This window comes from Candidatus Poribacteria bacterium (assembly GCA_026706025.1).
In the GTDB taxonomy this organism is placed as follows: Bacteria; Poribacteria; WGA-4E; order WGA-4E; family WGA-3G; genus WGA-3G.
In genome coordinates, this window is record JAPOZO010000052.1 from 118,607 (window position 1) to 144,474 (window position 25,868).

Consider the following 25,868-nt stretch of genomic DNA (forward strand, 5'->3'; position numbering starts at 1 on the left):
TTGCGGAGATTTGAAACCTCATTTCTATAAAAGTCGTTTTATTAAAGGGGATAATGTCTTAACTGATAATGACGAAGCTCCGAAGTACCTAATACAATCCGTACGGGTGTTCTATGACCTTGTTAATAATATATGGTGCAAACTGATCGTGTCGAAAAATATGCTATCTTTCGAGCAACTCATCCAGAATCTAAGGGATACAACGCAGCCGAGCATTGTGCGTAGCAGTGCTATCGCGGGCCTTGTCGCGCAGAGCAGCCCACAGAGTGTGAAACTCCTAACTGAAACACTTGCTGACTCAGACGCAATGATACGACGCGAAGCGGCAAAAGCACTTCAGGACTTGGATGCCACAAGCGCGACCGAGCCACTGCTCCGCGCGTTGCCAACAGAGTCAAATGATTTAACACTCTGGGCAATGCTTGAATCTATCAGCGAATTGGGAACCCCCAGTGTACTCCCTACACTCGAAGCACTGCTCAATATTGACTCTATGCTCACGCGGTTGGAGGTTAAAAAAAGTATCTCTCGTATCGGGGAGCGCTATGCCGACACAGCTCCAGAAGTATCCAAACCTGAACCGCGTAATGAACGGATAGAAGTGGAAGAACCGCCACCGACAGTTCGTTTTGGAAACTCGGAGTCCCCGCCCACTCCTGCGGAAGATGAAAATATCCCTAATGAAGAAGAGAAAGAATCGAGTCAGGCATCGACACAAAGTTCGCCGCCTGATGTCAAACCGCCTACTGAAACCGAGGCATCCGACGATACATCTATAGAAAAACCGGAAGAAATGGTAACGGATGAGGCATCCGCTGACGAACAGTCAAGTATCTCCATAGAGTTGACCGCCACAAATCCGCCTGTTGATCCAACTGAACCGACTTTAACAGAACCTGATGAGAGAACTGACACGGTAGATGACGCACAACCGGGCGGCGAATCTGCTGAAATTATAGATGAAACCGAACCGACAGAAGCAGCGGAAACGTCCGCACGCCTACCTAATGACCTTGATGAAGACACTGTAACGGATTCGGGAGATGTAGATGAGACGACGGGCGATACGCAATTTGCTGATGGATCGGTCGAAACTACAGATGAATTGGAAGACCCGGAATCAGTTCCGCCTGATCTGGAGTCGCCACAACGAGAAGATGATACAGATATAAAGGATTTATCGGAGGCAATCGCGCAATCGCCCCGACTTGCGGGATCATCCGTTAACCTCCCCGTATTAGTACCGAATGCTGCCACTGTGCCGTACCATCCGCAAGAAACAGCACTTGAACCGATGCGTGCCAATTTTTTCCTCACGCTGTTGTACCCAAACCGGTATTTTTCTAAACAGTGGATGTCCAGGACGCGCGCCTATCTAATATTGTGGGCTGTTCTCATTGCCGGTGTAATCGGATTCACGCAACATCAGAAGCACTTCAGAGCAGAATTAGACGCACTACCGCGCATTGGACTCTCCACTGATGAACTGCCGGAATTGGTAAAACGTTCCTTAGCAGAAGGTGATTTCTACATTCAAGAGGGGTATTATCGAAAAGCCATTAGTGCTTATGAACTGAGTCGAGGATTCGGTGCACTCCCTATTGACTTCTACAGAAAACTCGGGTTCGCATACTTCAAGGAAGGCCAGTATGCCCTTGCTGTAGAAGCGTATGAACTGTTTTTAGAGGCACGAGATGACGAGACCCCTGATGTGTTTGCTGCTGAAGCGTCGCTTGTGGGGGTATACCCACTCACTTCGGTCCGGCAGGGAGCCGCGCGCGACTATGAAACCTACAATATCCTCGGCACGGCGTATGCGAAGCTTGGACGTGTGTTAGACGCACAACGCGCTTATGAGCAAGCGATCCGGCTCGCACCCAAGTATGGCGAAGCATATAACAACCTCGCACGCCTCTATGCAAACAACTATCAGCAGCCATTAGCAGCAAGCCTCGGAAACCCAGAAATTTCCTCAAAACTAAGACTTGCCGAGGCGTTGGCGTATGCAGCTGTTACGCTGAATCCAGATGTAGCCGCTTATCACGATACCTTGGGTTGGATTTTGTCGAAGCGCGGACAGGTGAATAAGGCGATGAAAATTTTAGAACGTGCTATCAACCTCCAGAAAGATGCCATTGAGCCGCACTACCATCTCGCACAAGTCGCACTGGCAGCCAATGAACGGGAAAAAGCAGTAAAGGCAATCCGTAACGTGTTCAAACTCAAGCCTTCCTTTGTCCCACTCAACACGGTGAAATAGAAACTATATCAGCACTTAGCGGATGACAGAAAGTTTGCCAACGCGCCGATCCATTTCAGACGAAAGGACATAAATATAAATGCCGCTGCTGATGCCAGAGAGATCCCAAACTTTTTTCTCGCGCTCGCGTTCCGTCTTAGCGAACGATGCAATACAGTTACCACTGACATCATAGATATAGATGTGCGTCCCCGCTGGTAGATTATCAAACGTAACCTGATCATATACTGCTGGGTTCGGGTAAACGATTGTTTCTGCTAATTTCGGTGCTGGTAGTGTTATCGTCAGCGTTCTCGCGTCATCTGCGAGGTTAGCACCGTCCATATCCGAAAGTTGTAATGCCTCAATCTGATAGCGGTTGCCTGTCTGGAAGACTTCAGATGGAAATGTAAGGAGTACCCGCTGCTGCGTCTTATCAAGAATCGCTGAACGCGGTGTATGAATCTCTGGTTCTCTGTCCACACTTCCGTACTTGTGCAAACGGTAGCGTCCAGCGTGTGTCGCGGAAACTCCCATCGGTTTGTCAAATACCAATGAAAGTTGGTTCGGCGGTGAATAGATCGCATCACGCAACCGGGGTTGTCGGGTCGCTGCAACGAATATTGGCGTGGATTGTTGCTTTTCCGATTGTAAATTCGGGGTTGTGGATGTCGCGAAGCCGGTTAAGACATTGTCCGTATTAAACAGCAGTGCGTTCTCGCCATCTCCATTGAGATCCACCACAATCGGATTGAAAGTGTTAGTCGCCGGATGGTGCCAGATTGGCCGATAATCTACACCATCATATTGCACAAGGTAGAAATTCGGCGCAACAGCGATACACAATTCATTGCGTCCATCGTTGTTCGCGTCAGCGATGGTCATTCCATTCCCGCCATCGCGTACATCACGAATGCGTTGCGTCCATGTGGGTCGATAGGTATCGTTTCCATCGGAGCTGAAAACAGTTAAAAGCCAGTGATGGTAGCGAATGTCGAGTGCTATGGGACCGACTTTGGTACCTGCTTTCCCACAGACAGCAAATTCTGGTTTACCATCACCGTCTATGTCTCCAGCGGCAAAGAGCTCTGGACTGCCTTCCGGCAGCGTAGTTGTCCATGTATGTCTATACTGGTTGTTTCCAATTGCCTCGTATGTAAATATATCCCCATCGTTATCCCCAATTAAAATATCCATCTGTCCATCGCCATCAAAATCATCGATAGCGAAATTCGCGCTAATTCTGTTCTCGCCGAACGTCGGGTTTTCGAGTGTAGCGGTATCGTGATAGTTATTATCTCCATCTGCCTCGTATATTAAGATAGAATTGGTGGTGTCATCGCGGGTGAAAATTTCCGGTGTGCCATCTGTATCCGTATCCACAGTTGTTATACCCCATTTCCCCGGTGCTTCCCAGATGCGTTCCGTTGGAAATTCGCCTTGTGCGGGTTGTTCGAGCAAGAACGTCACATCTGGTGCGCTGCACAATATTTCTATGAGACCATCGGTATCCGTGTCCGCGATTGTCCTTGGTAAGAACCGTTCGGTAAATGAGAAAATTTGCCTAAAGCCGCCGTTGTCCGCAATCTCAAAAATTTGTGCCAAGTTTGTACCTATTTCCGCAGTGATAAGTTCTAATCTTCCGTTTTTGTTTATATCTACCGGTGTACCGACAGCGTGCAGTGCGAGTTCGGCTGATGTGCCTTGCGAGAGATGCAGTGGATAAATCGGCGCGTCCTGTGTCTCAATCTCATACAAGCTGCCGTTGTTGTCATCAATTCGCAGTCCCTCGGCGCGATTTTCCACTAACAAGCGATACATGTAAGCATCGGGGGATATACCTAAATCTGACAAGTTCACGATATGGAGACGATTCTCTGAATCTGATCGGACAGATCTGACGATATTCCCGTTTGCCTGAAAAATCTCTATTTTGCTGACAGATACTTCGTCTGTCTCCCACAGAACTACTGACTCGACGCTATTCCCCGAAAACCATGCCTGCGATTCATGCTTGGAAATGAGCGGTGCCGTCCGGTCGACTTCAACTACAGTTCTGTCTCTTTTAATTTCACCGCTTTTCGATTTGACACTGAGCCGCACCGTATATCTGCCTTCCGCTAAGGCAGAAGTGTCCCACTTGTACAGGCAGACATTAAATTTCGGTTTCGTTTTCACAGCTGCTAAGGGAAGCCATAAATCCGGCACTTCGCCGATGCCATATTCTAACCAGTATTCAGTGAATCCGGCTCCTCCAGCACTCCCAAAAATCTCGATTTTTTCAATATTACCGGATTCGGCATCTTGTGAGAACATTCGGGAGGTGTCAATCTGCACAATAAGTTCTGTTGGAGCGATGAGTGCAGTGTAGGCATCAAGCGAACCGGCACCAACAAGACCACTAATAAAAAGTGGGGCTGCTGTCCGAATCAAGGTTTCCTGAACTTCTGCGTTGGTATAATCTGGATTCACGGACACGACCAATGCCGCAACACCAGAGACATGCGCAGCCGCGATGGATGTGCCAGATGAATTTTGATACCCACCGTTCAGATCTGTGCTGAGGATTTCCTCACCGGGCGCGGCAATATCAATTGTCGCACCGAAGTTGGAATCGCTGTCTAACTGCCGCTCCTTGGTAAGCCAAGCAACCGAGATGACGGTTTTAAGTCCGGCAGGGTACCATGATCCGACGGCTCCAGCGTTTCCTGCCGCCGCAACCATCACACATCCACGAGCGTAAGCGTATGCTACAGCGTCTGCTACAATGAAAGCATTTACAGTATCTCCCCAGCTCATGTTAACCACCTGCGCACCGTTATCAGCAGCATAAACGATAGCCGCGGCGACATCGTCATTCTGGAGATACCCGCCGCCTCCATATTTGAAGTCCGCTCTCAACGGCATGAGACGACACCGCCAGGCAATGCCAGCAATGCCAATCCGGTTGTTCGCTTCCGCAGCGATAATGCCAGAAACACGTGTGCCGTGTCCTATTTCGTCTTCTGGTTCGTTATCTCGCACTCTCCAATCGCCGTTGCCCGGTAACGTCGGCGCATCGCTGAAATCCCAACCGTTAATGTCGTCAACATAGCCGTTGCCATCATCATCAATGTCGTTCCCCGGAATTTCACCAACGTTTCGCCAAAGTTGCGAACGAAATTCTGGGTGTTGCATATCTACACCGCCATCTACAACAGCCACCGTTACTTCTGGGTTTCCCTGTTCAATATGCCACGCCTGTGGCATATTCATTACAGCTAAATTCCACTGTTCACGATAGTTAGGATCGTTCGGTACGGTTTCAGCGCAGGGTCGATTGAGACGGTTCATTTCAACCGCTTCAATTGCTGGGTGTCTGGCATACCGTCGCTGCAACGGTTCCAATGCCCATGCTGCTGGAAACCGAATAAGATAACTGAGACGCAGGCGTGGATGTTGTCCGGCGGGTGTAGTTGGTGAGAAAATAGGCGAAACGGATATCGCACCGAGTTTTTTACTCAATGCGTCAAGTTGCTTACGAGAAGCGTCTGGATGTAAGCGTACAATTAGTTCACCCGGCGTGTGCGCGATTTGAGAAAAGTTGTCTGAGTTGCTCTGCGCAAAGACGAACTGGGCATTTATAAACAACACGAGAATGTAGATATAGATAGATTTTTCCGTCATAATTTTTTGTTTGTTTACTAATTCGGAGACCTCCGTTTTGTCGCTACTACACTGTGTATGCCTACCACTTTGCATTTAAGATTGCAATTCTGCATCCAATCTGATATATTAATGGTATGGAATTCAGAGGGAAAAAACAATTTTTTTCTATGTTCTCATAAATAAAGATAAGGAATACACTCATGAAAGCGTCAGAACTCACCGTAAAATGTTTGGAAAACGAAAACGTTGATTATATGTTCGGGATACCGGGCGAAGAAAACCTGGATCTCATGGATGCCTTATTGGAATCCGATATTCAATTTATTCAGACGCGCGATGAACGGGGTGCCGCCTTCATGGCGGATGTCTACGGTCGCCTCACCGGACGCGCGGGGGTGTGTCTCGCGACCCTTGGTCCTGGTGCCATGAACCTTGTCACCGGAGTCGCTGATGCCAATATGGATAGGGCACCGCTCATCGCAATCACCGGGCAAGCCAGTTTAGACAGGATGCACAAAGAATCGCATCAATATATGGATGTTGTCTCTGTCTTCAAACCGATGACGAAATGGAATACGCTTGTCCATCTGCCGGAAATCATCCCGGAATCCATAAGCAAAGCCTTCAAAATAGCGACAGGCGAAAAACCCGGGGCGACCCACATCGATTTTCCAGAAGATGTTGCGAGTATGCAAATCGATGCCGAACCTATCTCACACGATTTCCAAAGCGAGGCGGAACCTGTCGTCTCCTGTTTGCAACGCGCCGCACAACTCATTAACGATGCGAAACAACCCATTATTCTTGCAGGCAACGGAGTCATCCGTCAAAACGCCTCTCGAATGCTAACGCAATTCGCAGAGATGACGAATATCCCTGTCGCGCATACCTTTATGGGTAAAGGCAGCATCCCGTGGACCCATCGACTCTCGCTCCTAAGCGTTGGGTTACAAGCGAACGATTTCGTCTCCTGCGGGTTTGACCGATCAGACCTCGTTATCGCTGTTGGTTACGATATCGTTGAATACCATCCACGCCTCTGGAACCCGAACCGAGATAAAAAACTCATCCATATTGATACACAACCCAGCGAAACCGATGCCTCGTACATTACTGATGTTGAGATGGTCGGCAATATTCGACAGAGCATCAGGCACCTCATGGCAGAAGAAATCTACCCAAAAGATGCAGAATATGCCTCAAACACGTTGCGGAAAATCATACTCGACCAACTTAGCGAACATCGAGACGACGCGGAGTTTCCGATGAAACCCCAAAAAATTTTGAGCGATGTCCGTTCCGTACTCGCTGCGGATGACATCGTCATTTCTGATGTAGGCGCACACAAAATGTGGATTGCGCGCATGTATCCGTGCTATCAACCCAATACATGCATCATCTCCAATGGGTTCGCTGCCATGGGCATCGCGCTCCCGGGGGCTTTCGTCGCTAAACTGATCTATCCAGAGCGTAAATGTTTAGCAATCTGTGGCGATGGCGGGTTCATGATGAACTCACAGGAACTCGAAACCGCTGTCCGAACCGGTGTGCCTTTTGTGACCCTCATCTTCAATGATGAGGCTTACGGGCTTATTGAGTGGAAGCAGATGAACGGCTTTGGTAGACCCGCACATATCGATTTTACGAACCCTGATTTCGTCAAATACGCTGAAGCCTTTGGTGCCAAAGGTTATAGAGTTGAAGCGAGTGACGAACTGGTCCCTATACTCAATGATGCGTTTAACCAAAAAGTCCCCTCGGTCATTGATTGCCCTGTCAACTATGCAGAAAATCTACGCTTGACAAATGAACTTGGGCAGCTAACATGTCCCATCTAATAGATGCATCATGGTCTTAAGTCTATTTGATTTCGGATATACTTCGTTTTTTCTAAAGGAGGATCCCGTACCCCAAAATGGCAGTTTCAACAATTGAGTGGGCAGACGGCAGAATTCGGATGATCGACCAGACGCTGTTGCCCAACGAATTTAAGCAAATTTATTGCGACGACCTCCCCTCAACTTGGGAGGCAATTAAATCCCTGCGTGTCCGAGGCGCGCCTGCTATCGGCATCGCTGGTGCCTTGGGTGCTGTACTCGGCATTTGGAATTCCACTGCGGAAACCTACGACACATTCGCTGCTGAACTCAAGTCCGCTACCGATTATCTCGCGACATCTCGACCGACAGCCGTTAATCTCTTTTGGGCACTTGATCGGATCTCCTGCACTGCGGAAGAGAATAGCCATCTTCCAATTCCTGAACTCAAAGAAGTGCTGCTCGCTGAGGCTTTGGAGATTATCGATGAGGATAAAGCGATGTGTCGGGCTATTGGTCAACACGGTATGGCATTGCTGAACGAAAAAGATACCATTCTGACGCATTGCAACGCTGGCGGATTAGCCACATCCGACTACGGCACGGCGTTGGCTGTCATGTTTAGCGCACACGAAGCCGGTAAGCAGATCCAAGTTTACGCCGATGAGACGCGCCCGTTATTACAAGGCGCACGCCTCACGACTTGGGAACTCATGCAGGCAGGCATTGATGTAACCCTTATCTGTGACAACATGGCAGCACAAGTCATGAAAGAGGGTAAAATCCAATGCGTTATTGTCGGAGCCGACCGAATTGCAGCAAACGGTGACACCGCTAACAAGATCGGCACTTATAATGTTGCTATCCTCGCAGAGGCACACGGCATCCCTTTTTATGTCGCCGCCCCGACTTCAACATTAGACTTCGCTCTTGAAACAGGCGCAGAGATTCCGATTGAGCAGCGGGCAGCAGCGGAAGTAACAGAAGGCTTCGGCAAACTGACTGCGCCTGAAGGTGTGAAGGTTTATAGTCCCGCATTTGACGTTACGCCCGCGGCGTTAGTCACAGCGATTATCACGGAAAAAGGGGTCGCACGCGCCCCTTATACAGAAAATCTGAAGGCTTTACGGGACTCGTAACCTACGCAGCTTTGGCAATATTCGAGCGGGTGCCGCTTATGTCAAAGCAGTCGTACTGGTTCGTATTCATAATCCGTGTCGCGAACGCCATCGCCTGTTTTTCCGTGAGGTACCCGTCTGCAATTTCGGATTCAAGGGCGCGTCGGATTTCGTTTCTTGCTTGAATCGCATAAGCCATCGCGCTCGTTGGCCACCCCGTATCGCCGCCGAAAGCGAACAATTTATTTGACGGGACGGCGTGGATGCACCGACGGAGAAAATCACGGGAACTGTACGGATCAATGCTCCACGCCCAACAGAAGTCTACCCAAATATTGCGGTAATGCTTGGCGAGTGCAACCAGTTCATCGTTATAAGGGTAGGCGATGTGCATCAGGACAAACTTCGCATCAAGATAGCGAGCGAAGAGCGCGCACATATTACCGGCAGGGATGCGACGCACCGGCATCCGATCGTTCCCTGCATAATAGCCGGTGTGAATTTTGAAAGGGAGGTTGTGTTCAATCGTGAGTTCAACGCCACGTGCCCAGCACCAATCACCGAGACAGAGGCGCGTTGCCTCATCAATGTCTCCGGCGGGTTTTGTGAGAACGGCATTCAGCGCAGCAGAAGCCTCTGCCTCGCTTCTTTCGATCCAGTCGAGTGTACGGTTATAGGCGTGTTGCGATTTTACGGCGATCGCACACGGGGCATGTTTCGCGAAAAGTGCATCCATGCTGTGTTTAAGAGAAGCGAGGTCCTTGACTTCAACACCCGTTTCGGCGTGGATCGCACTCGGATCCACTTGTCCGCCACAGAACGTTGCCCACGAGAGATCGTAGAGAAAAAAATCGGGACCAGAAGTGTCTGGCGTGCACTGCCAACTAAAATCGTCTGTTTGAATGTGGTCAAGATTCGCGAGATCGTGTAAAATGTGATAACGTTTGCCTGGCGTGCGAAGCGTCTTTAGGTTATCGGCACTCGCGAGACCATCACCTGTGAGTTCGTCGAGTCCATAGATATGTTTCGCAATGAGGCTAACCGCCTCGCCATACCCAGTAAATTGTGTCGCTTCCCATGCGTCCCGGATACCTTCAAATCGAGATGCGATGTCTTGAGAAGCGTCCATCAGGTTACCCATCGCTTTTGAAGAGGCACCGGCGGTTACCAAATCGGCAGGCACATAGTTCCCGAACAGGTCTTGGAGGATATCGGGACCATTTTCAACCCATTCAGTTTCGCGCTTCATGTGTTCGTGTGTATCCACAAGACGGATAGATTGGATGTGATGTGTTAAATCGGTGGTTGTCATACATAGTCTCCTATAAAAGTTGAAACTAAGTCTTTAGCGTCTCGTACTTGACAAATGTGTTAAGTTATGATTTAATAAATATGTAATGTCTTGGCAATTTGCCTCTTTTAGCAGTGTTGTTGGGCGGAACCTTGAACAAGGAAGACAAAATTCGCTCTATTATAAGAGAGTCAGAGGTTTGTGTCAAGGAAAACCGTACATTCGACAGAGTCATTTAGTTTTCAATTTTACGCCGCTTTTAAAATGGAAGGTTGCGATCTAACGATTGCTCGTATACCACTCGGCGTGCTTATAGTAAAGTCGAATGGCTCTGACAAATTCGGGGAGGCTTAGATGTAGACTCCCTATAAAATAAATGAGAAATGCTCGCGCAGGCACGCGAGTGGTTATTGTTGCCTTCTTGATGAGGGACCAGACCACAGGAGCATACAATGCCTACAGGACGGATAAAGTACTATAATTTCGATAAAGGCTTCGGATTTATTGCGCAAGATAGCAGTGACGCGGATGTTTTCTTGCACAGTTCTGCCATTAAGCAGCCCGAATATGAAGAACTCCGCGTCGGGCAGCGCGTAAAATATAGTGTCGTTGAAGGTGAGAAGGGACTCGTTGCCCAAAACGTTGAAGTCTTATTGACCCCGACAGAACGCCGCTGGCTGCGGCAAGGAAAAGCAATTATCCCGCGTGGTTACGCCGGATTTCCGGGGCAAAACCAGGGACAATTTATCACTGATGAGGCGGCCCCTGCCTCTAATCACGACATAGGCAAATCAGAACCGGTTCGAGACCGCCGAAACCGTGATACCGCCGTGGCACCCTCAAAACCCACATCGAAACCACGCCATCAATCCGCCGCAACAAAAGATTTTAAGGATGCTGATGAACCCGCACAAGACGGGCAAGAACAATCTTCAAAACAACTCAGCTTCGGTGACCTCTATATCCTCAAGCAGATTAACTTTGAAACGTCAATGTTTTTCGCGTTGTATAACGCTATACAACTTCCAGCGACTGTCCTTGAGATGACCCTTTCGAGTTTGACACTCAATAGTAATGGCAAGGAACAGCAGATCGCTAAAACAGATGTTAAATATTGCTACAAAGACTTTGACGCAGAGAAAGTTCAAGCAGCTGTTCAGATTGCGGAAGATGTCAAAGCACAACAGTTGACGCAATTACCACCCGAGGCGCAGCTCTGTGAGGTCGATACGGAAGCCGTCCGACATTCCCGAAAAAATGGATCCCCAATTGCGATTACGCTTCGAGAAGGCGAGATCTTTCGTGGTACTGTAGACTGGGTGAGCCCTTATGAAATTAAACTCATTTTGGAGAATGGCGCGAAGGTCGTCATCTTCCGGCATGCGGTCTACAATCTTTCCGTAGATTAAGGGTTACTATGAAGGCGTATTATGAACTGCTCGGTGAGATTGAGCGTGATGTGAAACGCTTACGCGAAGCATCGGGAGGTGTGCCGTGTCCATCTACCTGTTTCGCCTGCTGCCATAACACGGCGACAATGGCGATCAGTGAGGTTGAAGCGCGAGATTTAAAGTTAGGATTGGATGCGCTTCCAGAGCAACTCCGTGCGCATATCCGCGCAAAAGCAGAACGCAGCATCAAAAAATTGGAGGCACACGGCTACAACGTTGAAACCATCATGCCCGATACCGGTATGGAAGCTGTTAGCGTGGTACGCGGTAAGCCCGAAGGTGAGTGTCCTATGCTCATCGGTGGCGTCTGTTCTGTTTACGAACATCGTCCCGTCATCTGCCGCGTCTGGGGATACCCAATTCATAACGGCAATGATTTAGCCTGCTGCCACAAAACTTTTCTCGGCAAGCGCGATCGCTACCGTCCCCTCAATTATAACCACTATTGGAAGACCTGTCAAACCCTTAGTACCGAATTGGGTGCCACGCAAAAAACGCCGAACTGTTATCTTGTTTCTCAACTACTATCGGAGTCAAAAGCCTGACACACCATTTTTGGACCCGTGGAAGCACCATGAAAAAGAGATTGATCCTTTCCCATTTTTTTTATTTTTCATCTATCCTAAGTCTCCTGCTCTGCTTCGGTTGTGGAGACACCGAGGACGACCAAGAGGCACCGCCCCCTACCAACAATACGCTCCTTGACGAACCTAATGAACAATCGCTACAACTCGCTGAACAACAACGATGGTTGACAGACGCAGACTGGAAAAAATTGAAAGACGCTGAACAATGGCTACGCCTGACAGTCGAAGACTGGATAAATTTAAAAGAGAGAGATTGGGAAAAGTTGAAAGGCAAAGATTGGATTAGGTTAACGAACAGGGAAATTAGAGAATTCATGAACCTTGAGATTCCGAAACGCTGGGTCGTTGAGACGAAAGACGAGGCGTTACGCGAAAAATTTGGCATCGCAGCTTTCTTTCAAAAATTTGGAGACATCCCACAGGTTCGCTATGATGTAGAGTTTAGGCGAAAACGGAAACGGGAGGCGAAAGGTGGGTTTATAACTGTAACACCTGAGTTTGCTAAACACCTCGTTGGGGATGCCGCGGCAACCTATTTTCTTGTTCCAACTGAAGCCCATAGGCGTCTGCTTGAAGATCAAATAGAGCAGTTAAAATCTATAGTAGCACAAGAAAAATGCCGTCTTTTGGATCATCTCAGAATAGAAGATCCCGAGGCTTGGATAACAGGTATGCGTGCTTTCCTCATTGACAAACATGGCGACATTCCCGAAGTTAACATTATTGTTAACTTTTTACAGAAATTGGAACTAAATTTACCAAGAACAGACGCGGAATGCCGCACCTATTATTTTGAGGCATACGATGTTCTCTATGATGATTCTAATACCGCTTCAACTTATGAATTCTATGCTATGCTTGAAGCATCACATCAGATTAGAGCTTTTGTTGAGGATCCTCCATCACGTAGACTCGAGAAATATCGAGAGGCAAGAGCAAAAGGGATCTCATTCTATGATATAGATTGGAACAATGAGTAAATGCGAAGTTTTGAGACCCGCGGTCCTGTTTATCCTGAAGATAACTACGTCGTTGCCCGGACAGATGAACTTTCGGATTTCATCAATCGACTCGAAAAGGGCAGGTACGTCGCCCTATTCGCACCGCGACAGACCGGCAAAACCACGTTCTTCCATCGCGCTTTAGAGACACTCGCCACCGACGTATATTTCCCAATCCGGATCGATTTCCAAGCATCCAACAACCTTGAACCCGCCGTATTTTACCAAGGTCTCTACGAAGATATTTGTGAGGAAATAGAGACAGTATTCCAAAAACGTGGCAGCGCATCCTCTCCGGCTCTCACAGAATTTCTGGATAACACCCAAATTACGAATCATCTCTCCATGAGAAGATTCTTTCGACGGTTCTCAAATTTTCTTGAACACCATCATAATAGACAAAAAGTTGTGCTTATCATTGACGAATTTGACGGTATCCCACGAGCCGTTCTCAGCGATTTTCTGTATTCACTCCGTCACATCTACCTCTCGGGTCGAGATCGCTGTCCGCACAGCGTGGGTATCGTTGGGGTGAAGAGCATTACGCAACTCAATTACGACCGCTCTATTTCGCCTTTTAATATCCAAGACGAGTTCAAATTACCGAATTTCGCGCTTGAACAGGTACGTGAACTGCTTTCACAGTACACCGACGAAGTTGGGCAGCCTTTTGATCCGGCGGTCATTGAATCTATCCACAAACAGACGGCCGGGCAGCCTGTGCTTGTCAACCGGTTCGCCCAGATTCTTACGGAGGAGATGGACATCCCGAAAACTGAGCGGATCACAATGGAACACTTTTCAAAAGCACACGTGCAGCTCCTTCGCGAACGGAACACACATACTGAGCATTTGGTAACCAATATCCGCCGGGATCGGCGATTTGAGGCACTCCTGATGAAAATCGCTTCTTATGATGATGGTGTAGAATTCAACCTGGACAATGAAATCATTAATGAACTCGCGACTTACGGCGTTATCGGTGAAGGTGCTGATGGACTGTGTGAAATCGTCAATCCGATTTATCAGTACCGTGTCATGCAGACATTTAAACCTGTTGTCAATGGTTTAGAGCAAGACTATTTACCTGAAGACACCCGTGCCGGGTTTAAGGATTATCTCACACCCGATGGAGAGATTCAGATGGAAGCACTCCTTGATAACTTCCGGGATTTTATCGCACGCGCAGGTTTCAGGATACTACAAGTGCCAGAAACACCGCAAGAATACGTCGGTCAACATCTCCTTTTTGCCTATCTTCAGCAGTTTGTCCAGATCGTGGGTGGGATGATGTATCTGGAAGTACAAACCGGACGCGGCAGGATGGACATCCTCATTCTCCATAATCAGAGAAAATATATCGTAGAAACCAAGATATGGGGCGGGGCTATGCGCTATGCGGCAGGCAAGGCGCAACTCGCAACGTATGTTAAACTCGAAGCAGCTGCGGCAGGTTACTACGTCGTGTTTGATCACCGTAAAGATTCAGAACCTCGCGTAGAGACAGAGACATTAGACGGCTTTACGATTCGGAGTTACGTGATTCCCGTGATACAAGAACGCCCTTCAGATTAACGAACCACCACTATAGCGCGAGAATAATCTTAGGAATATTTTTTTGCAGGTAGGGGCAAGGAAGCGTTTTGGGTCTTATGAAACACCCTCACTTAATTCGCGTAAGAATTGGAAGGTATAAATCCCAGTACGGTGTCCATCGCTCCACACCAAACGCACCGCATAGCGTCCGACTCGCTGAATATCCACAAGCCGTAAGTTTTCAAAAAAATCATCGGAAGGTAAAATATGGAAGGGGTCTTTTCCCAAACGTACCGCATCACAATGGGCACATGGACATTTTTCGCGCAGGAGGCGGTAGGAGAGTTCGCCACTGTACGCATCTTTCCATTGAACTGCCAAACTTGTGTTGCCTCTTTCAATGCGCGTCGGTTGAAATTTTTCCATGATAACTCTTGAAAAAAAACGGTTGCCAATTTGTCTGACCGCAAGCAGTCTCGCAAATCAACAACCGTTCAGGGAGTTGCGGATCTAAGGATTACCTCTGCTATCTGTTATTCGAAGTACTCCGCGTTGATATCAATGAACTCTTCCCATTCTTCAGGAACGTCTTCTTCCATGAAGATAGCTTCAACAGGACATTCGGGTTCGCATACACCACAGTCTATACACTCTTCTGGATCGATATAGAGCTGATTGAATTCCTCGAACTCCTCAGCATCCGGTAGGGGGTGAATGCAGTCCACTGGACACACATCAACGCACGAACTATCCTTAACGTCAACGCACGGTTCGCAAATCACATACGTCATGTTGGAAAACTCCTTTCCGCTTGATTTATAGTAAAAACCTCCATACAACCATAAGGGCAACCCACTCAATACGTGAAGTTAACCATTCTGATGAAGAAGGGATAAAAACATCGTCATATATGGCGGATTTTTTTGCTGTGTCTGCTGAGTTGCGATCAGGACACTATAAATAATATCACATGCAGTCTATTTTGTCAAATTATATTTCTAACGAAACATGGATATTCTTTCCCTCATACGGTTTTTGGCACCCCGACATCTGCTTTCTTAACACCGTTCAACCCAACCTACAAGACTATAAACGAAAATTGGACGACATCGCAAAATATTTGACAAACCCAAATTTTTGTGGTAATATGTCAATAGTCGTTAATTGTCGCTTGCAAATCCCGCTATATTGCAAGATGTAGGCTCCCCGTCTCAACAACTGTAGGAATATCATGAAAAAGCCCACCCGCAAAAAGTGGCGGTTTAGCAATTCAGATCTTGACAGCAGTTTGGCGTTGGCATCCGAAGCGGGTGTCTCGCCGTTCGCTGCACAGCTGCTGATCAATCGAGGGATAAAAACCGCTGCCGAAGCGCGAGCCTATCTCTATCCGACTTTTGATGAACTCCACTCTCCTTTTCAATTAGCCGATATGGACAAAGCCGTGGAACGGATACACACGGCGATCTCACGCGGTGAGAAAATCTGTGTCTATGGCGATTATGATACCGACGGCACCACCGCTACTGCGCTATTGCTTAATACGTTCCGTCAGATGGATGTTCCCGCCAACTACTATATCCCGAGCCGGTTTGATGAAGGCTACGGTCTCAGCGAAGACGCGATAAAAAAAATTCACGAGAAAAACGATGCAAAGTTGATAATCACTGTAGACTGTGGTATCACGTCGGTTAAGGAGGTCGCGTTAGCCAATCAACTCGGTATGGATGTTATTGTCACCGACCACCACCAACCAGAGCAGGAACAACCACCAGCACACGCGCTCATTTCACCTAAGATTCCGGGCAATGAATACCCCTACAAAGAACTCGCGGGTGTCGGTTTAGCCTTCAAATTGGCGCAGGGGTTGATAGACGATAGAAGGTTTCTTGAATCACTCTTGGATCTGGTCGCATTGGGCACTGTCGTAGACATGGCATCGCTCACTGGAGAGAATCGCATTTTGAGTCGTTTAGGATTGGCGGAACTTGATAAACGGGAACGTCCTGGCATTCATGCTTTATGCGAAGCAGCGGGTCATAAAATTGATACGCCACTTGATGGATACGCACTCTCTTTTAAATTGGGGCCCCGTATCAACGCAGCGGGAAGAATGGATACCGCCCACAAAGTGGTTGAACTACTTACGACCGACGCTGAGGATGTTGCAACCCGGATCGCTTCTGAACTCAATCAGGCAAATCAGAAGCGACAAGATTTGGAAAAACACATCCAAGATCAAGCAGCGGCGCTAATTGAAAAAGAGGTTGATGATGACACCGTAGGCATTGTTGTTGCCAGTGATAAGTGGGACGAAAAGGCACAAGGTGTCGTCGGCATCGTCGCCGCACGTTTGATGCAAACTTACTATAAGCCTGCCATTGTCCTTGCAATTAACGGTGATGAAGCGACTGGATCGGGACGCTGTATTGCAGGCATGAACCTCGCTGATAGCCTTGTCGCCTGCACAGCGTTACTCGTGAAACACGGCGGACACGCAGCCGCCGCTGGGTTAACGATCAAAACCAGAAATATCCCCAAATTCAAGGATGCTTTCAACGAATTCGCTTCTAAACATCTGACAGCGGAGGCACTCCAACCGAAGCTGGACCTCGAATTTGAAACGCACCTCTCACTCCTAACGTTAGACACCCTAAAGGAACTTGAGCAGTTTGAACCCTTCGGGCAGGAGAATCCAACGCCGCTTTTTGGCAAACGGGGCGTCAAAGTTGCTGATGGCACCCCCAGAACAATGGGACAGGATGGCAGCCACCTGAAAATGTTTGTCAACGACGGCGGTGTCAGACATTGTGCGATCGCTTGGGGGGCTGGCGATCAGATCGTCACTTTCAATCGTCCCAATGTCTCACTTGATGTCGCTTTTTCGCCTCAGATCAATGAGTGGCAGGGCACCCGATCCGTACAACTTATCCTTAAAGATTGGGAGGTACACGCCGAAGGCAGGGACATGAACTGGGACGTTTTTCCCAGACTTAACGACGCATCTTCCTTAAAACTTGTTGATCGGCGCAACACGAAGAAAAAGGACTATCTTTTAAAGTTGCTTGAAAGAGAAGAATCTTGTATAATTTATGTACAAGATGAAGAAATGCTGGACGCGCTGCTCACAAGGCTCTTACCAGAAAGCATTGAGGGCATCGCGAGGCACGATAAGGCAACATCCCGTGAAGAGGAAGCAGCCTTATTGAAGCAATTGGAGGTTGGCGAACTCCGAACTATCGCCTCAAGTAGTCGTTTATTAAGTCGCGAAGCATACCCTTTCGTGAAGCACATTGTCTTTTGCCATCTCACACCGAGTCCAGATCTCTTTTTCATGCGATGCGCGCCCATCTTTGCAACGGAAGAGACCTCCTACCTGCATCTTATCTACGGCGATGCAGATGGAGCAGAGATGCAGAATTGGATCGCTAAACAGTATCCCGAAAAAGCCGAATTACAGCAATTGTACGGCGGAATACGTAAAGTCATACAGTCCAACGGAGCGGAGGGATACGCTGAGGCAGCAATGCTAAATGGCACGTTCGGAGCACCCGCGACAGTTGAAACCGGACTGACGATCTTTGAAGAATTGGAGTTTATTGAGCGGTATGCGGAATCAGGACACAGACTTGTGAAACTCCGCCCTGCTCAGAAAAGTGATTTATCTCGTTCGCCAACTTACTTGAGAGGGCAATGGATTAAGCAGACGAGTCCCTCTTTCGTTGAGTTTCAGTTGAAAGAGAACATCGAATCTATGTGGGAGCGCATAGAACATGAGTATCAAATCGCTAATAAGCCAGATTCAGGCATATAATCCGGACACAGAAGTTGAACTTCTTGAGCGTTGCTACCGCTTCGCGCAAGAAGCACATGACGGACAACAGCGAAAGTCTGGCGAACCTTATTTTACGCATTGCTTTAAAACCGCTGAGATCCTCGCAGAACTCCACCTTGATACCCACACGATCTGTGCCGGACTCATGCACGATGTCCTCGAAGATACAGGCATCACGCGCCAGGAACTGCAGGTCCGCTTCGGGGCGAACATTGCGAATCTGGTTGAAGGTGTCACGAAAATTGGGAAATATAGACCGAGCGTCAGTGCCCCGAATGCCAATACACCGATCACCGTTGAAGATCGCGTCCACCGCAAACGCCAAGCAGAAACCTACCGGAAACTCCTCTTAGCAACAGCAGAAGATATGCGGGTCATCCTTATTAAACTCGCTGACCGACTTCATAACATGGAGACGTTGAAGTTCCTGACCAGCGAGAAATGTCAACGCATTGCAAAAGAGACATTGGAGATTTACGCACCGATCGCCCACCGACTGGGCATATGGCGTATCATGAGCCGTCTTGAGGACTTGGCATTCAAACACCTCTACCCCAGCGAATATCGCAAAATTGCCGATCTCCTGAACCAGAAACTCACCGAGCGCGAGGCGTACTGTGATACAATGGTGAAACAGATTTGCCAAGTCCTTGAAAAACGCGGGGTCTATGCCGATGTCCACGGCAGGACAAAGCATATCTATAGTATCTACCAGAAGATGCAACAGAAAGGGACTCCTTTCAGCGAGATCCGAGATCTCGTTGGGCTCCGCGTCCTTGTTAAGACTGAACCTGACTGCTACATGGCACTCGGGGCACTCCACCACAAATGGAATTACCATCCCGACCGACTTCGAGACTGGATCGGACAACCTAAGAAAAACGGGTATCAGTCACTCCATACCACGATTTTAGATGACGGTAAACCCGTTGAGATACAGATCCGGAGTTATCAGATGCATAAAGTGGCTGAGGATGGCATTGCTGCGCATTGGAGCTATAAGGAGGGCGTACCGACAAGTAAACAGGGACGCTCCATCCTCGCGAGTTATAAGCAGATACTTGAAGAGATACAAGAGACACAGGATAGTCCGCATCAGTTCGTGGAATCGATGAAGTTGGAACTCTTCCAAGATGAAGTGTACATTTTTTCACCGAAAGGCGACCTTTTTAAACTACCGGCGGGCGCGACGGTTATCGATTTCGCCTATAAAATCCATACGGATATCGGACATACATGTGTCGGGGCGGAAGTGAATGGATCTGTTGCCCCAATCCGACGGGTACTTGAGAATGGAGACCAAGTCAATATTCGGACACAATCCAATGGAAAACCGAGTCGAAGTTGGTTGCCGCATGTGAAAACGGCTACGGCACGCGGTAAAATAAGGCATTGGTTCCGCGAAAAGGATAGGGCGGACGCTCTGGAATTAGGTAAGAAATTTCTCGCGGCGGAATTACGTACCTTCTATCTTAACGCACGCGAGTATCTCAACTCCCCGGAACTCCTCAATATTGCCAAACAACTCAAACTCAAAAATCTTGAAGAACTCTTCGTACGCATTGGCAACGGGGATGAGTCGGCTATCCAGGTCGTCAATCTCTTGAAACCTGAGGTGCCGAAACCTGAAACCGAAACGGCAGAAGCGGTTAAACCGAAACGGAAACCAGAATCATCACCGGCTATCCAACTCGAAAATGATATTGACTTAGGGATGATGCGGATCATGAAATGTTGTAACCCGATCCCTGGTGATGAAGTCGTCGGCTACCTGACTCGCGGACGCGGCGTTTCTGTACATAGAGCCGGATGCATCCGCATCCTTGAAGAACCGGAACGACTCTTGGTAGTCAAGTGGTTTGAAAAGTCGATGTCCGAAAACGGAGACCACCCGCCTGATGTCTATCCTGTCAAAATCCTCGTCGAATGCAGCGATCGTCCCGGAATGCTCGGTGCAATCACAACTGCTATCGCACAATACAAAGTGAACATCCGCTGTGGCACCTTCCAACCCTCGACTGTCCATCTTGACGCTACGGCTGCTGACAACCTCACAATAGATGTAACAGGTGCTGAGCAGCTGGATAAAGTCATGGAAGCGATTCGCCAACTAAAAGGCGTACAACGCGTCACCCGTATGTCCTAAATCCAATCTACGGCAGTCTTAATCGCCTGATAGTGTGGGAATACGCTCCGGATGGAATATGCTATACAGCGGCAGGCATTCTCGATATAACTTTGCTCACTTTTCCACTCTTCAGACATTTCGTACATACACGGATCCGCCTCGGACCTGACTCCGTTTGAACCCGAACCCGTTGAAGATTTGGAAGCCAACGCCGCTTTGTGTGTTTAAATGATTTACTAATCTGGTTACCCGTCATCGGGCGTTTACTACAAATACTACAGACGCGTGACATCTTGATCTCTCCTTTTTCTTTCCTCTAAAATGTCGGTTAAACCTAATCATTAATGATACCACAATTAGGGCAGAAAAGCAAATTTTCTTTTCACTGCAGATCGCTAATATACTGATAACTGACAACGAGAAACTGACAGCCGATAGTTTCCAACAGCCGACGGCTATCTTTCTGACAACTGATAACCGCAGAACCATTCAGTTTTCGGTTTTTTCGTTTAATTTCAGACCCTCCAGGCCCGGTAGGTGCGGTTTGGAACCGCACCGGATCCTGAAAAAAGTACGAGAAACTCTATAATTTCTTAAAACTGAATGGCTCTGCTGATAACCGAAAATAGACATGACTTTTTTTTCAGCATCTGATATACTATCTCACTGAGACTTACATGCTTCATGGTCCTGCTAATGTGCTCTCAAACACAGACAGCACTATTACAACCGCACCCCAAAATAGGGAGAACGATTTTATCCTTAAATTTCTATCACGTAAAAAATGAAGGGATTTTAAGACCTCGCTCGGAGGCTGTGGGCGTTGAAGCAAAAACACCACAACTAAAAGGGATTTCTAAATGCCTAATAAAGAATCCCACGACTTTAGACGTGGGAGTGTCAAAGTTGCTTATATTACCGCAGGTGCTGCTGGCATGTACTGCGGCACTTGTATCCACGACAATATGGTTGCTACTGTCTTGAAGAAGCAGGGGCATAACGTTTCACTAATTCCTACCTATACGCCTACCCGAACGGATGAAGCAAACGTCAGCATGAATCGCGTCTTTTTTGGCGGCGTTAACGTCTATCTTCAGCAGAAACTCTCTATTTTTAGGCACACCCCGTGGACATTCGACAAACTACTCGACAGCCCGACACTGCTAAACGGATTGGCACGATTCAGCAATTCAACGGACGCTCGCGATCTTGGGCAACTCACTGTGTCTATGCTCCGTGCCGAGCAAGGGTATCAAAAGAAGGAATTAGCGAAGTTAGTCAAATGGCTCGCTGAGGAGAATAAACCCGATATCGTCTATCTCACCAATTCCATGCTCGTAGGTTTCACAAGAGAAATAAAGAAGGCGTTGGATGTGCCAGTTATCTGTGCCCTTCAAGGTGAGGACATCTTTCTCCAAGATATAATTGAACCTTACAAGACAGAAGCGTTAGCACTCCTCCAAGAACGGGCAGCGGATGCTGACGGCTTCGTCGCACCCTGTGACTACTATGCACAATTTATGGCAGACGCATATCTTGACGTACCTGTTAATAAAATTGATATAGTGCCGCTTGGGTTAAATATGGAAGGACACGGCTTGCTTGTCGAAAAACCCGACCCGCCCCCCTTCATTATCGGTTACTTAGCGCGGATCTGTCCAGAGAAAGGACTACATATCTTAGTAGATGCTTTCCATTTAGTAGCCGAAACATTCGGTGTTAATAACGTTCAACTGCATGTCGCTGGCTACCTCGGGAAGAAAGATGAACCGTATCTTGAGGAACTCGTAAACCAGATTCAGGCAGCTGGTTTAGCAGGCAGCTTTGTACATCACGGCGAGGTAACGCGTACGCAGAAAATTGATTTTCTCAACCGTCTACATGTCTTCTCCGTTCCCACTGTTTACCGTGAATCCAAAGGGTTATCGATTATAGAGTCGCTCGCCAACGGTGTACCGGTCGTCCAACCTCAGCACGGTACATTTCCTGAGATGATTCGTGCAACTGAAGGCGGAATTCTCGTGGAACCCGAATCTGCTGAGGCAGTCGCGGCGGGTATCATAGAACTCCTTAACGATACTGAACAGCGGGAACGTCTCGCGGAAACGGGAAAAATGAATGTCCACCAAAAGTTTAACGATGCGACAGTAGCAGAGCAACTCTTGAAAGTGTTTGAAAAGTATATCTAACGTAGTTATCGGTTATCAGAGGAATAGTTTTCAGTTCGGCTTTCTCTCACTGCAAGGCATGAAAAACCTTTCAGTTTTAACAGTTGTCAGTGGTCAGTACGATTTTTCTGCGAAAAATCTGTCAGTTGTCAGAAAGAATAGCCGTCAGCAATCAGCAATAGGCAGTCAGTTTTAAGAGTTATCAGTCTGACTCACAGGGAGAAAAAGAGGCTTTCGGATCATCAAAAACCTCTTATAACTGACAACTGACAACTGATAACTGATAACTATTTCCTCTGACAACTGACAACCAATTCCAAGGAAATGAATTATGTCTAAAACATGGCTGATTTTTGTTTTCATGACCGTTTCATCATGGGGGCTTTATGGGGTATTTCTACATCAAGGGCAGGTCGCGATGGCGGATCCCGTGCATGGACGCTATAAAGCATTTCTCTTTGTCGGACTTGCCTATCTTCTCGCAGCAGTCATCGGTTCCGCGCTGATGCTCGTCATTAATGGCTCCAACTGGCAATTTACAGGAAGCGGCGTCTCTTGGTCGTTTGTTGCTGGACTTGTCGGCGCGATTGGCGCGTTTGGCGTTCTACTCGCCTTTGGCGCAGGCGGTAGACCCGCTGTTGTGATGTCCATTGTTTTTGCAGGCGCGCCAATTGTGAACGCTATTGTTGCGACACTCTCCCACCCACCTGCTGGCGGTTGGGGCGCAGTCCGATGGCAGTTCGTTGCCGGTATCCTGCTCGCTGCATTGGGTGGCTGTTTAGTAATGCTGTATAGACCGACTTCGTAGCCCTCGAAAAAATCATCGTAAATCCGCTTCTTCGCAATAATTGTAGATTTTCCCAGCATTTATCGCGAGGAGGCGGCTAAATACACTATACCCTTTCCTGACTCCACTCGCTCAATTATTTTGCCACAAAACGCATTTTCCACTATCCTTTTTACGTGACACGTCTCTAATAAACAAGAAGAGGGAGAGTTGTCATGCATTCCGAAGAATTGATTGACGCGAGTGATGCCGAGTTGGTTGTTGTCGCACTTGCGGGTAATACACAAGCATTTGATGTGTTAGTAAATCGCTACCGACGCGCAATGTTGGCAGTTGCACAACAAATTGTCCGAAACGCCGCGGATGCAGAAGATGTCGTGCAGGACGCGTTTTTACGGGCTTTTGAATCACTGCCACAACTTACTGATTTGAATCGGTTTGGGGCGTGGCTGCATTCAATTACGCGGAACCGTGCCTTGCGTTACTACAGAAATAGCAGTCGCTATCAACCGCAGGAGGATATGGAACCACACTTAAATAGGGTATCTGATACATCGGCGGCGGATCCGGCGCATATTGTAGAAAACGAATTGACGCAGCAGGCAGTTCGAGACGCTATTCAGAACCTACCAGCCGACTATCAGTCGGTAATTGAACTCTATTATTGGGCAGAGATGCCTCAGCAACGGATGGCTGAGTTTCTATCGCTACCACTGACAACTGTGAAGTGGCGGCTCCGTAAGGCGAAAGAGATGCTAAAAGAAAATTTAGAAAAATACGGTTACGGCGAGGATATGTGACAATCTTTAGGAAACTTTTGTATTTATCATAGGAGGTGGATGCCATGGAAGAACAGAGACAGGAGCAACAACAGGAGCTCAGAGGTCTTTTCCAGATGTTGGATCACACCGCAAAGATCGCAGAGGATGCAGCGTTAACAGGTGCCTTTAGTGGTGGCGAAACACGATGCATTACCCAATTCAATAATGTTCTTGCCCGCTTGAAAGAACTCAACGCTGTACCTGACGGACTTTTCGACGAACTTGACGCTGAAGCGTCTTTTGGTCAAATCGGGATTGCCTGCCATCAACTCGCAGCTTACCTTAATGACGGGTTAGATACAACCACGGATGCTAAGGGATGGTTCGCCAGCGTTTTCGGAGAACGATTCATGGAAAATCTGGCGGAAGAAGCCATAGATAAACCGCTTGGAGATATGATCCGAAAGGCGGTTCCAGATTTTTTGACCGAGACAACATTGGAGGACATCGTCGAAACTTTCCCCGTTGCAGCGGGTGGAAAACTAACGATTGATGCCGACTGCGGTGGGATTGACGTACAAAGCACAGCGGATGATACCGTCTCGGTCCGCATTCAACGCGCCGCGCAGATAAAAACGAATCGGCGGGCGGCGGAAATCCTCAAGAATCTTGATGTTCAGATAACACACGAGGGCTCCGATGTTAAAATTGAGGCGAAGTTCACAGGGAACGCAAAACGCTGGCAGAAGCGGAAAAACGATCTTGATGTTCAGTTTGATATCCTCGTGCCACAGCACTATAACCTCGATTTGCAAACCGCATGTGACGACATTTCTGCCGTGAATGTTACAGGCGACGTGAACGTAGAGACATTCCGCGCAGGGCTCCGTTTGCAAGATATTACGGGGCGTATTGATGCGGTCACATCCATCGGGAACATTGATCTTAAGGCATTTAATGGAGATGTGGTGCTTCAAACGACGGGCGGGAATATTGCGATTGCAGCTGGGAGCGGTGATGTTAAAGCCGAAACTTCAGGCGGAAACGTACAAGCTGTTCAGGTCATAGGTGCGGTTAATGGGCAAACCTCCGGCGGCAATGTTATCCTACGCGGCTGCCAAGGTGGTGCAGAACTCAAAACGGCTGGTGGAAGTATAGAGGTCGAAAACGACGGACCTGTCCTTGCGAAAGCGAGTGGTGGTTCCATCCGTTGCCAACTTCAAAAGGTAGCCACCAATCAGAACTTACTGTTAGATTTGGAGACAACGGGTGGCAGTATTAATGTCTCACTCGTTCCAGATATCGCTGCGACTGTCGAGGCTAAAGTACTTAGTGGCTCAGTAACGACAGAATTCCCGGTAACCGTAGAAGCATCAGGGACTGTAAAACCTGATCAGTTGCGGGGAGTTATTAATGGCGGCGGCCCACTGCTAAAACTCCGTTCCGTTGGTGGAAATATCGTCCTAAGGAAAACAGAAGAAGAAAATTCGACAGAGGTGTAAAG

At 48.0% G+C, this 25,868-nt stretch carries 17 protein-coding genes and 1 pseudogene; 13 read left to right on the top strand and 5 right to left on the bottom strand.

The genetic code is table 11. The features are described from left to right. Positions 1-148: 148 nt before the first annotated feature. The gene (locus OXH00_11450; protein MCY3741628.1) at positions 149-2,260 is read left to right on the top strand and encodes a tetratricopeptide repeat protein; all 2,112 of its coding nucleotides are present in this window, start codon (positions 149-151) and stop codon (positions 2,258-2,260) included. Positions 2,261-2,275: 15 nt separating this feature from the next. Here OXH00_11450 and OXH00_11455 read toward each other — a convergent pair whose 3' ends face one another. Beyond that, positions 2,276-5,905, bottom strand: a complete 3,630-nt coding sequence (locus OXH00_11455) for a S8 family serine peptidase (protein MCY3741629.1) — start codon at positions 5,903-5,905, stop codon at positions 2,276-2,278. A 182-nt stretch (positions 5,906-6,087) separates the two neighbouring features. On the opposite strand from OXH00_11455, the gene OXH00_11460 reads away from it, so the two are divergent. Both OXH00_11460 and mtnA read left to right on the top strand, forming a co-directional pair. Beyond that, a complete protein-coding gene (locus tag OXH00_11460) occupies positions 6,088-7,725 on the top strand; it encodes an acetolactate synthase large subunit (protein MCY3741630.1) in 1,638 nt (545 codons plus the stop codon). A gap of 77 nt (positions 7,726-7,802) precedes the next feature. Next, complete coding sequence (gene mtnA, locus OXH00_11465) at positions 7,803-8,843, top strand: S-methyl-5-thioribose-1-phosphate isomerase (GenBank protein ID MCY3741631.1); 1,041 nt, start codon at positions 7,803-7,805, stop codon at positions 8,841-8,843. Between the two features lies 1 nt (position 8,844). On the opposite strand, the gene OXH00_11470 is transcribed toward mtnA, so the two are convergent. After that, on the bottom strand, positions 8,845-10,134 hold the full coding sequence (locus tag OXH00_11470) for an amidohydrolase family protein (GenBank protein ID MCY3741632.1): 1,290 nt from the start codon (positions 10,132-10,134) through the stop codon (positions 8,845-8,847). 431 nt (positions 10,135-10,565) lie between these two features. Here OXH00_11470 and OXH00_11475 point away from each other — a divergent pair. The 4 genes and pseudogenes from OXH00_11475 to OXH00_11490 all read left to right on the top strand — a co-directional run bounded on the left by OXH00_11475 (position 10,566) and on the right by OXH00_11490 (position 14,727). Next, positions 10,566-10,766: pseudogene (locus OXH00_11475) on the top strand (cold-shock protein). A gap of 764 nt (positions 10,767-11,530) precedes the next feature. Continuing rightward, positions 11,531-12,109 (top strand): YkgJ family cysteine cluster protein, encoded by a 579-nt coding sequence (locus OXH00_11480; GenBank protein MCY3741633.1) that lies wholly within the window; start codon positions 11,531-11,533, stop codon positions 12,107-12,109. 29 nt (positions 12,110-12,138) lie between these two features. Continuing rightward, on the top strand, positions 12,139-13,131 hold the full coding sequence (locus tag OXH00_11485; GenBank protein ID MCY3741634.1) for a hypothetical protein: 993 nt from the start codon (positions 12,139-12,141) through the stop codon (positions 13,129-13,131). Beyond that, positions 13,132-14,727 (top strand): AAA-like domain-containing protein, encoded by a 1,596-nt coding sequence (locus OXH00_11490; GenBank protein ID MCY3741635.1) that lies wholly within the window; start codon positions 13,132-13,134, stop codon positions 14,725-14,727. Between the two features lie 75 nt (positions 14,728-14,802). Here OXH00_11490 and OXH00_11495 read toward each other — a convergent pair whose 3' ends face one another. Then, the gene (locus OXH00_11495; protein ID MCY3741636.1) at positions 14,803-15,114 is read right to left on the bottom strand and encodes a DUF971 domain-containing protein; all 312 of its coding nucleotides are present in this window, start codon (positions 15,112-15,114) and stop codon (positions 14,803-14,805) included. Between the two features lie 107 nt (positions 15,115-15,221). Further along, positions 15,222-15,479 carry a ferredoxin family protein gene (locus OXH00_11500; protein ID MCY3741637.1) on the bottom strand — a complete coding sequence of 86 codons (258 nt, stop codon included), beginning with the start codon at positions 15,477-15,479 and terminating at the stop codon, positions 15,222-15,224. A 440-nt stretch (positions 15,480-15,919) separates the two neighbouring features. Here OXH00_11500 and recJ point away from each other — a divergent pair, with 440 nt between their 5' ends. Beyond that, positions 15,920-18,499 carry a single-stranded-DNA-specific exonuclease RecJ gene (gene recJ / locus OXH00_11505; GenBank protein ID MCY3741638.1) on the top strand — a complete coding sequence of 860 codons (2,580 nt, stop codon included), beginning with the start codon at positions 15,920-15,922 and terminating at the stop codon, positions 18,497-18,499. Continuing rightward, on the top strand, positions 18,459-20,666 hold the full coding sequence (locus OXH00_11510; protein ID MCY3741639.1) for a bifunctional (p)ppGpp synthetase/guanosine-3',5'-bis(diphosphate) 3'-pyrophosphohydrolase: 2,208 nt from the start codon (positions 18,459-18,461) through the stop codon (positions 20,664-20,666). The genes recJ and OXH00_11510 overlap by 41 nt, the downstream gene beginning before the upstream one ends. Before the next feature lie 61 nt (positions 20,667-20,727). Here the strand turns inward: OXH00_11510 and rpmB are convergent, their stop codons facing one another. Then, complete coding sequence (gene rpmB / locus OXH00_11515; protein ID MCY3741640.1) at positions 20,728-20,940, bottom strand: 50S ribosomal protein L28; 213 nt, start codon at positions 20,938-20,940, stop codon at positions 20,728-20,730. Positions 20,941-21,508: 568 nt separating this feature from the next. Between rpmB and OXH00_11520 the strand changes: the two genes are divergently transcribed. From OXH00_11520 to OXH00_11535, 4 genes are all read left to right on the top strand, one after another. Next, positions 21,509-22,837 (top strand): glycosyltransferase family 4 protein, encoded by a 1,329-nt coding sequence (locus tag OXH00_11520; GenBank protein MCY3741641.1) that lies wholly within the window; start codon positions 21,509-21,511, stop codon positions 22,835-22,837. A gap of 310 nt (positions 22,838-23,147) precedes the next feature. Beyond that, entirely contained in the window at positions 23,148-23,624 is a 477-nt protein-coding gene (locus tag OXH00_11525) for a hypothetical protein (GenBank protein ID MCY3741642.1), read from the top strand. Between the two features lie 194 nt (positions 23,625-23,818). After that, positions 23,819-24,403: an RNA polymerase sigma factor gene (locus OXH00_11530; GenBank protein MCY3741643.1), complete on the top strand. Its 585-nt coding sequence runs from the start codon at positions 23,819-23,821 to the stop codon at positions 24,401-24,403. A gap of 44 nt (positions 24,404-24,447) precedes the next feature. Beyond that, positions 24,448-25,866, top strand: coding sequence for a DUF4097 family beta strand repeat-containing protein (locus OXH00_11535; protein ID MCY3741644.1), 1,419 nt, complete (start codon positions 24,448-24,450; stop codon positions 25,864-25,866). Positions 25,867-25,868 lie beyond the last annotated feature (2 nt).

What these genes read in the sequence shown, in the direction of transcription:
- OXH00_11520 (MCY3741641.1), top strand. Translation starts at nt 21,509, where the DNA reads ATGCCTAATAAAGAATCCCACGACTTTAGACGTGGGAGTGTCAAAGTT.
- OXH00_11530 (MCY3741643.1), top strand. Translation starts at nt 23,819, where the DNA reads ATGCATTCCGAAGAATTGATTGACGCGAGTGATGCCGAGTTGGTTGTT.
- OXH00_11480 (MCY3741633.1), top strand. Translation starts at nt 11,531, where the DNA reads ATGAAGGCGTATTATGAACTGCTCGGTGAGATTGAGCGTGATGTGAAA.
- OXH00_11485 (MCY3741634.1), top strand. Translation starts at nt 12,139, where the DNA reads ATGAAAAAGAGATTGATCCTTTCCCATTTTTTTTATTTTTCATCTATC.
- OXH00_11490 (MCY3741635.1), top strand. Translation starts at nt 13,132, where the DNA reads ATGCGAAGTTTTGAGACCCGCGGTCCTGTTTATCCTGAAGATAACTAC.
- recJ (MCY3741638.1), top strand. Translation starts at nt 15,920, where the DNA reads ATGAAAAAGCCCACCCGCAAAAAGTGGCGGTTTAGCAATTCAGATCTT.
- rpmB (MCY3741640.1), bottom strand. Translation starts at nt 20,940, where the DNA reads ATGTCACGCGTCTGTAGTATTTGTAGTAAACGCCCGATGACGGGTAAC.
- OXH00_11470 (MCY3741632.1), bottom strand. Translation starts at nt 10,134, where the DNA reads ATGACAACCACCGATTTAACACATCACATCCAATCTATCCGTCTTGTG.
- mtnA (MCY3741631.1), top strand. Translation starts at nt 7,803, where the DNA reads ATGGCAGTTTCAACAATTGAGTGGGCAGACGGCAGAATTCGGATGATC.
- OXH00_11500 (MCY3741637.1), bottom strand. Translation starts at nt 15,479, where the DNA reads ATGACGTATGTGATTTGCGAACCGTGCGTTGACGTTAAGGATAGTTCG.
- OXH00_11455 (MCY3741629.1), bottom strand. Translation starts at nt 5,905, where the DNA reads ATGACGGAAAAATCTATCTATATCTACATTCTCGTGTTGTTTATAAAT.
- OXH00_11525 (MCY3741642.1), top strand. Translation starts at nt 23,148, where the DNA reads ATGTCTAAAACATGGCTGATTTTTGTTTTCATGACCGTTTCATCATGG.
- OXH00_11535 (MCY3741644.1), top strand. Translation starts at nt 24,448, where the DNA reads ATGGAAGAACAGAGACAGGAGCAACAACAGGAGCTCAGAGGTCTTTTC.
- OXH00_11510 (MCY3741639.1), top strand. Translation starts at nt 18,459, where the DNA reads ATGAGTATCAAATCGCTAATAAGCCAGATTCAGGCATATAATCCGGAC.
- OXH00_11495 (MCY3741636.1), bottom strand. Translation starts at nt 15,114, where the DNA reads ATGGAAAAATTTCAACCGACGCGCATTGAAAGAGGCAACACAAGTTTG.
- OXH00_11460 (MCY3741630.1), top strand. Translation starts at nt 6,088, where the DNA reads ATGAAAGCGTCAGAACTCACCGTAAAATGTTTGGAAAACGAAAACGTT.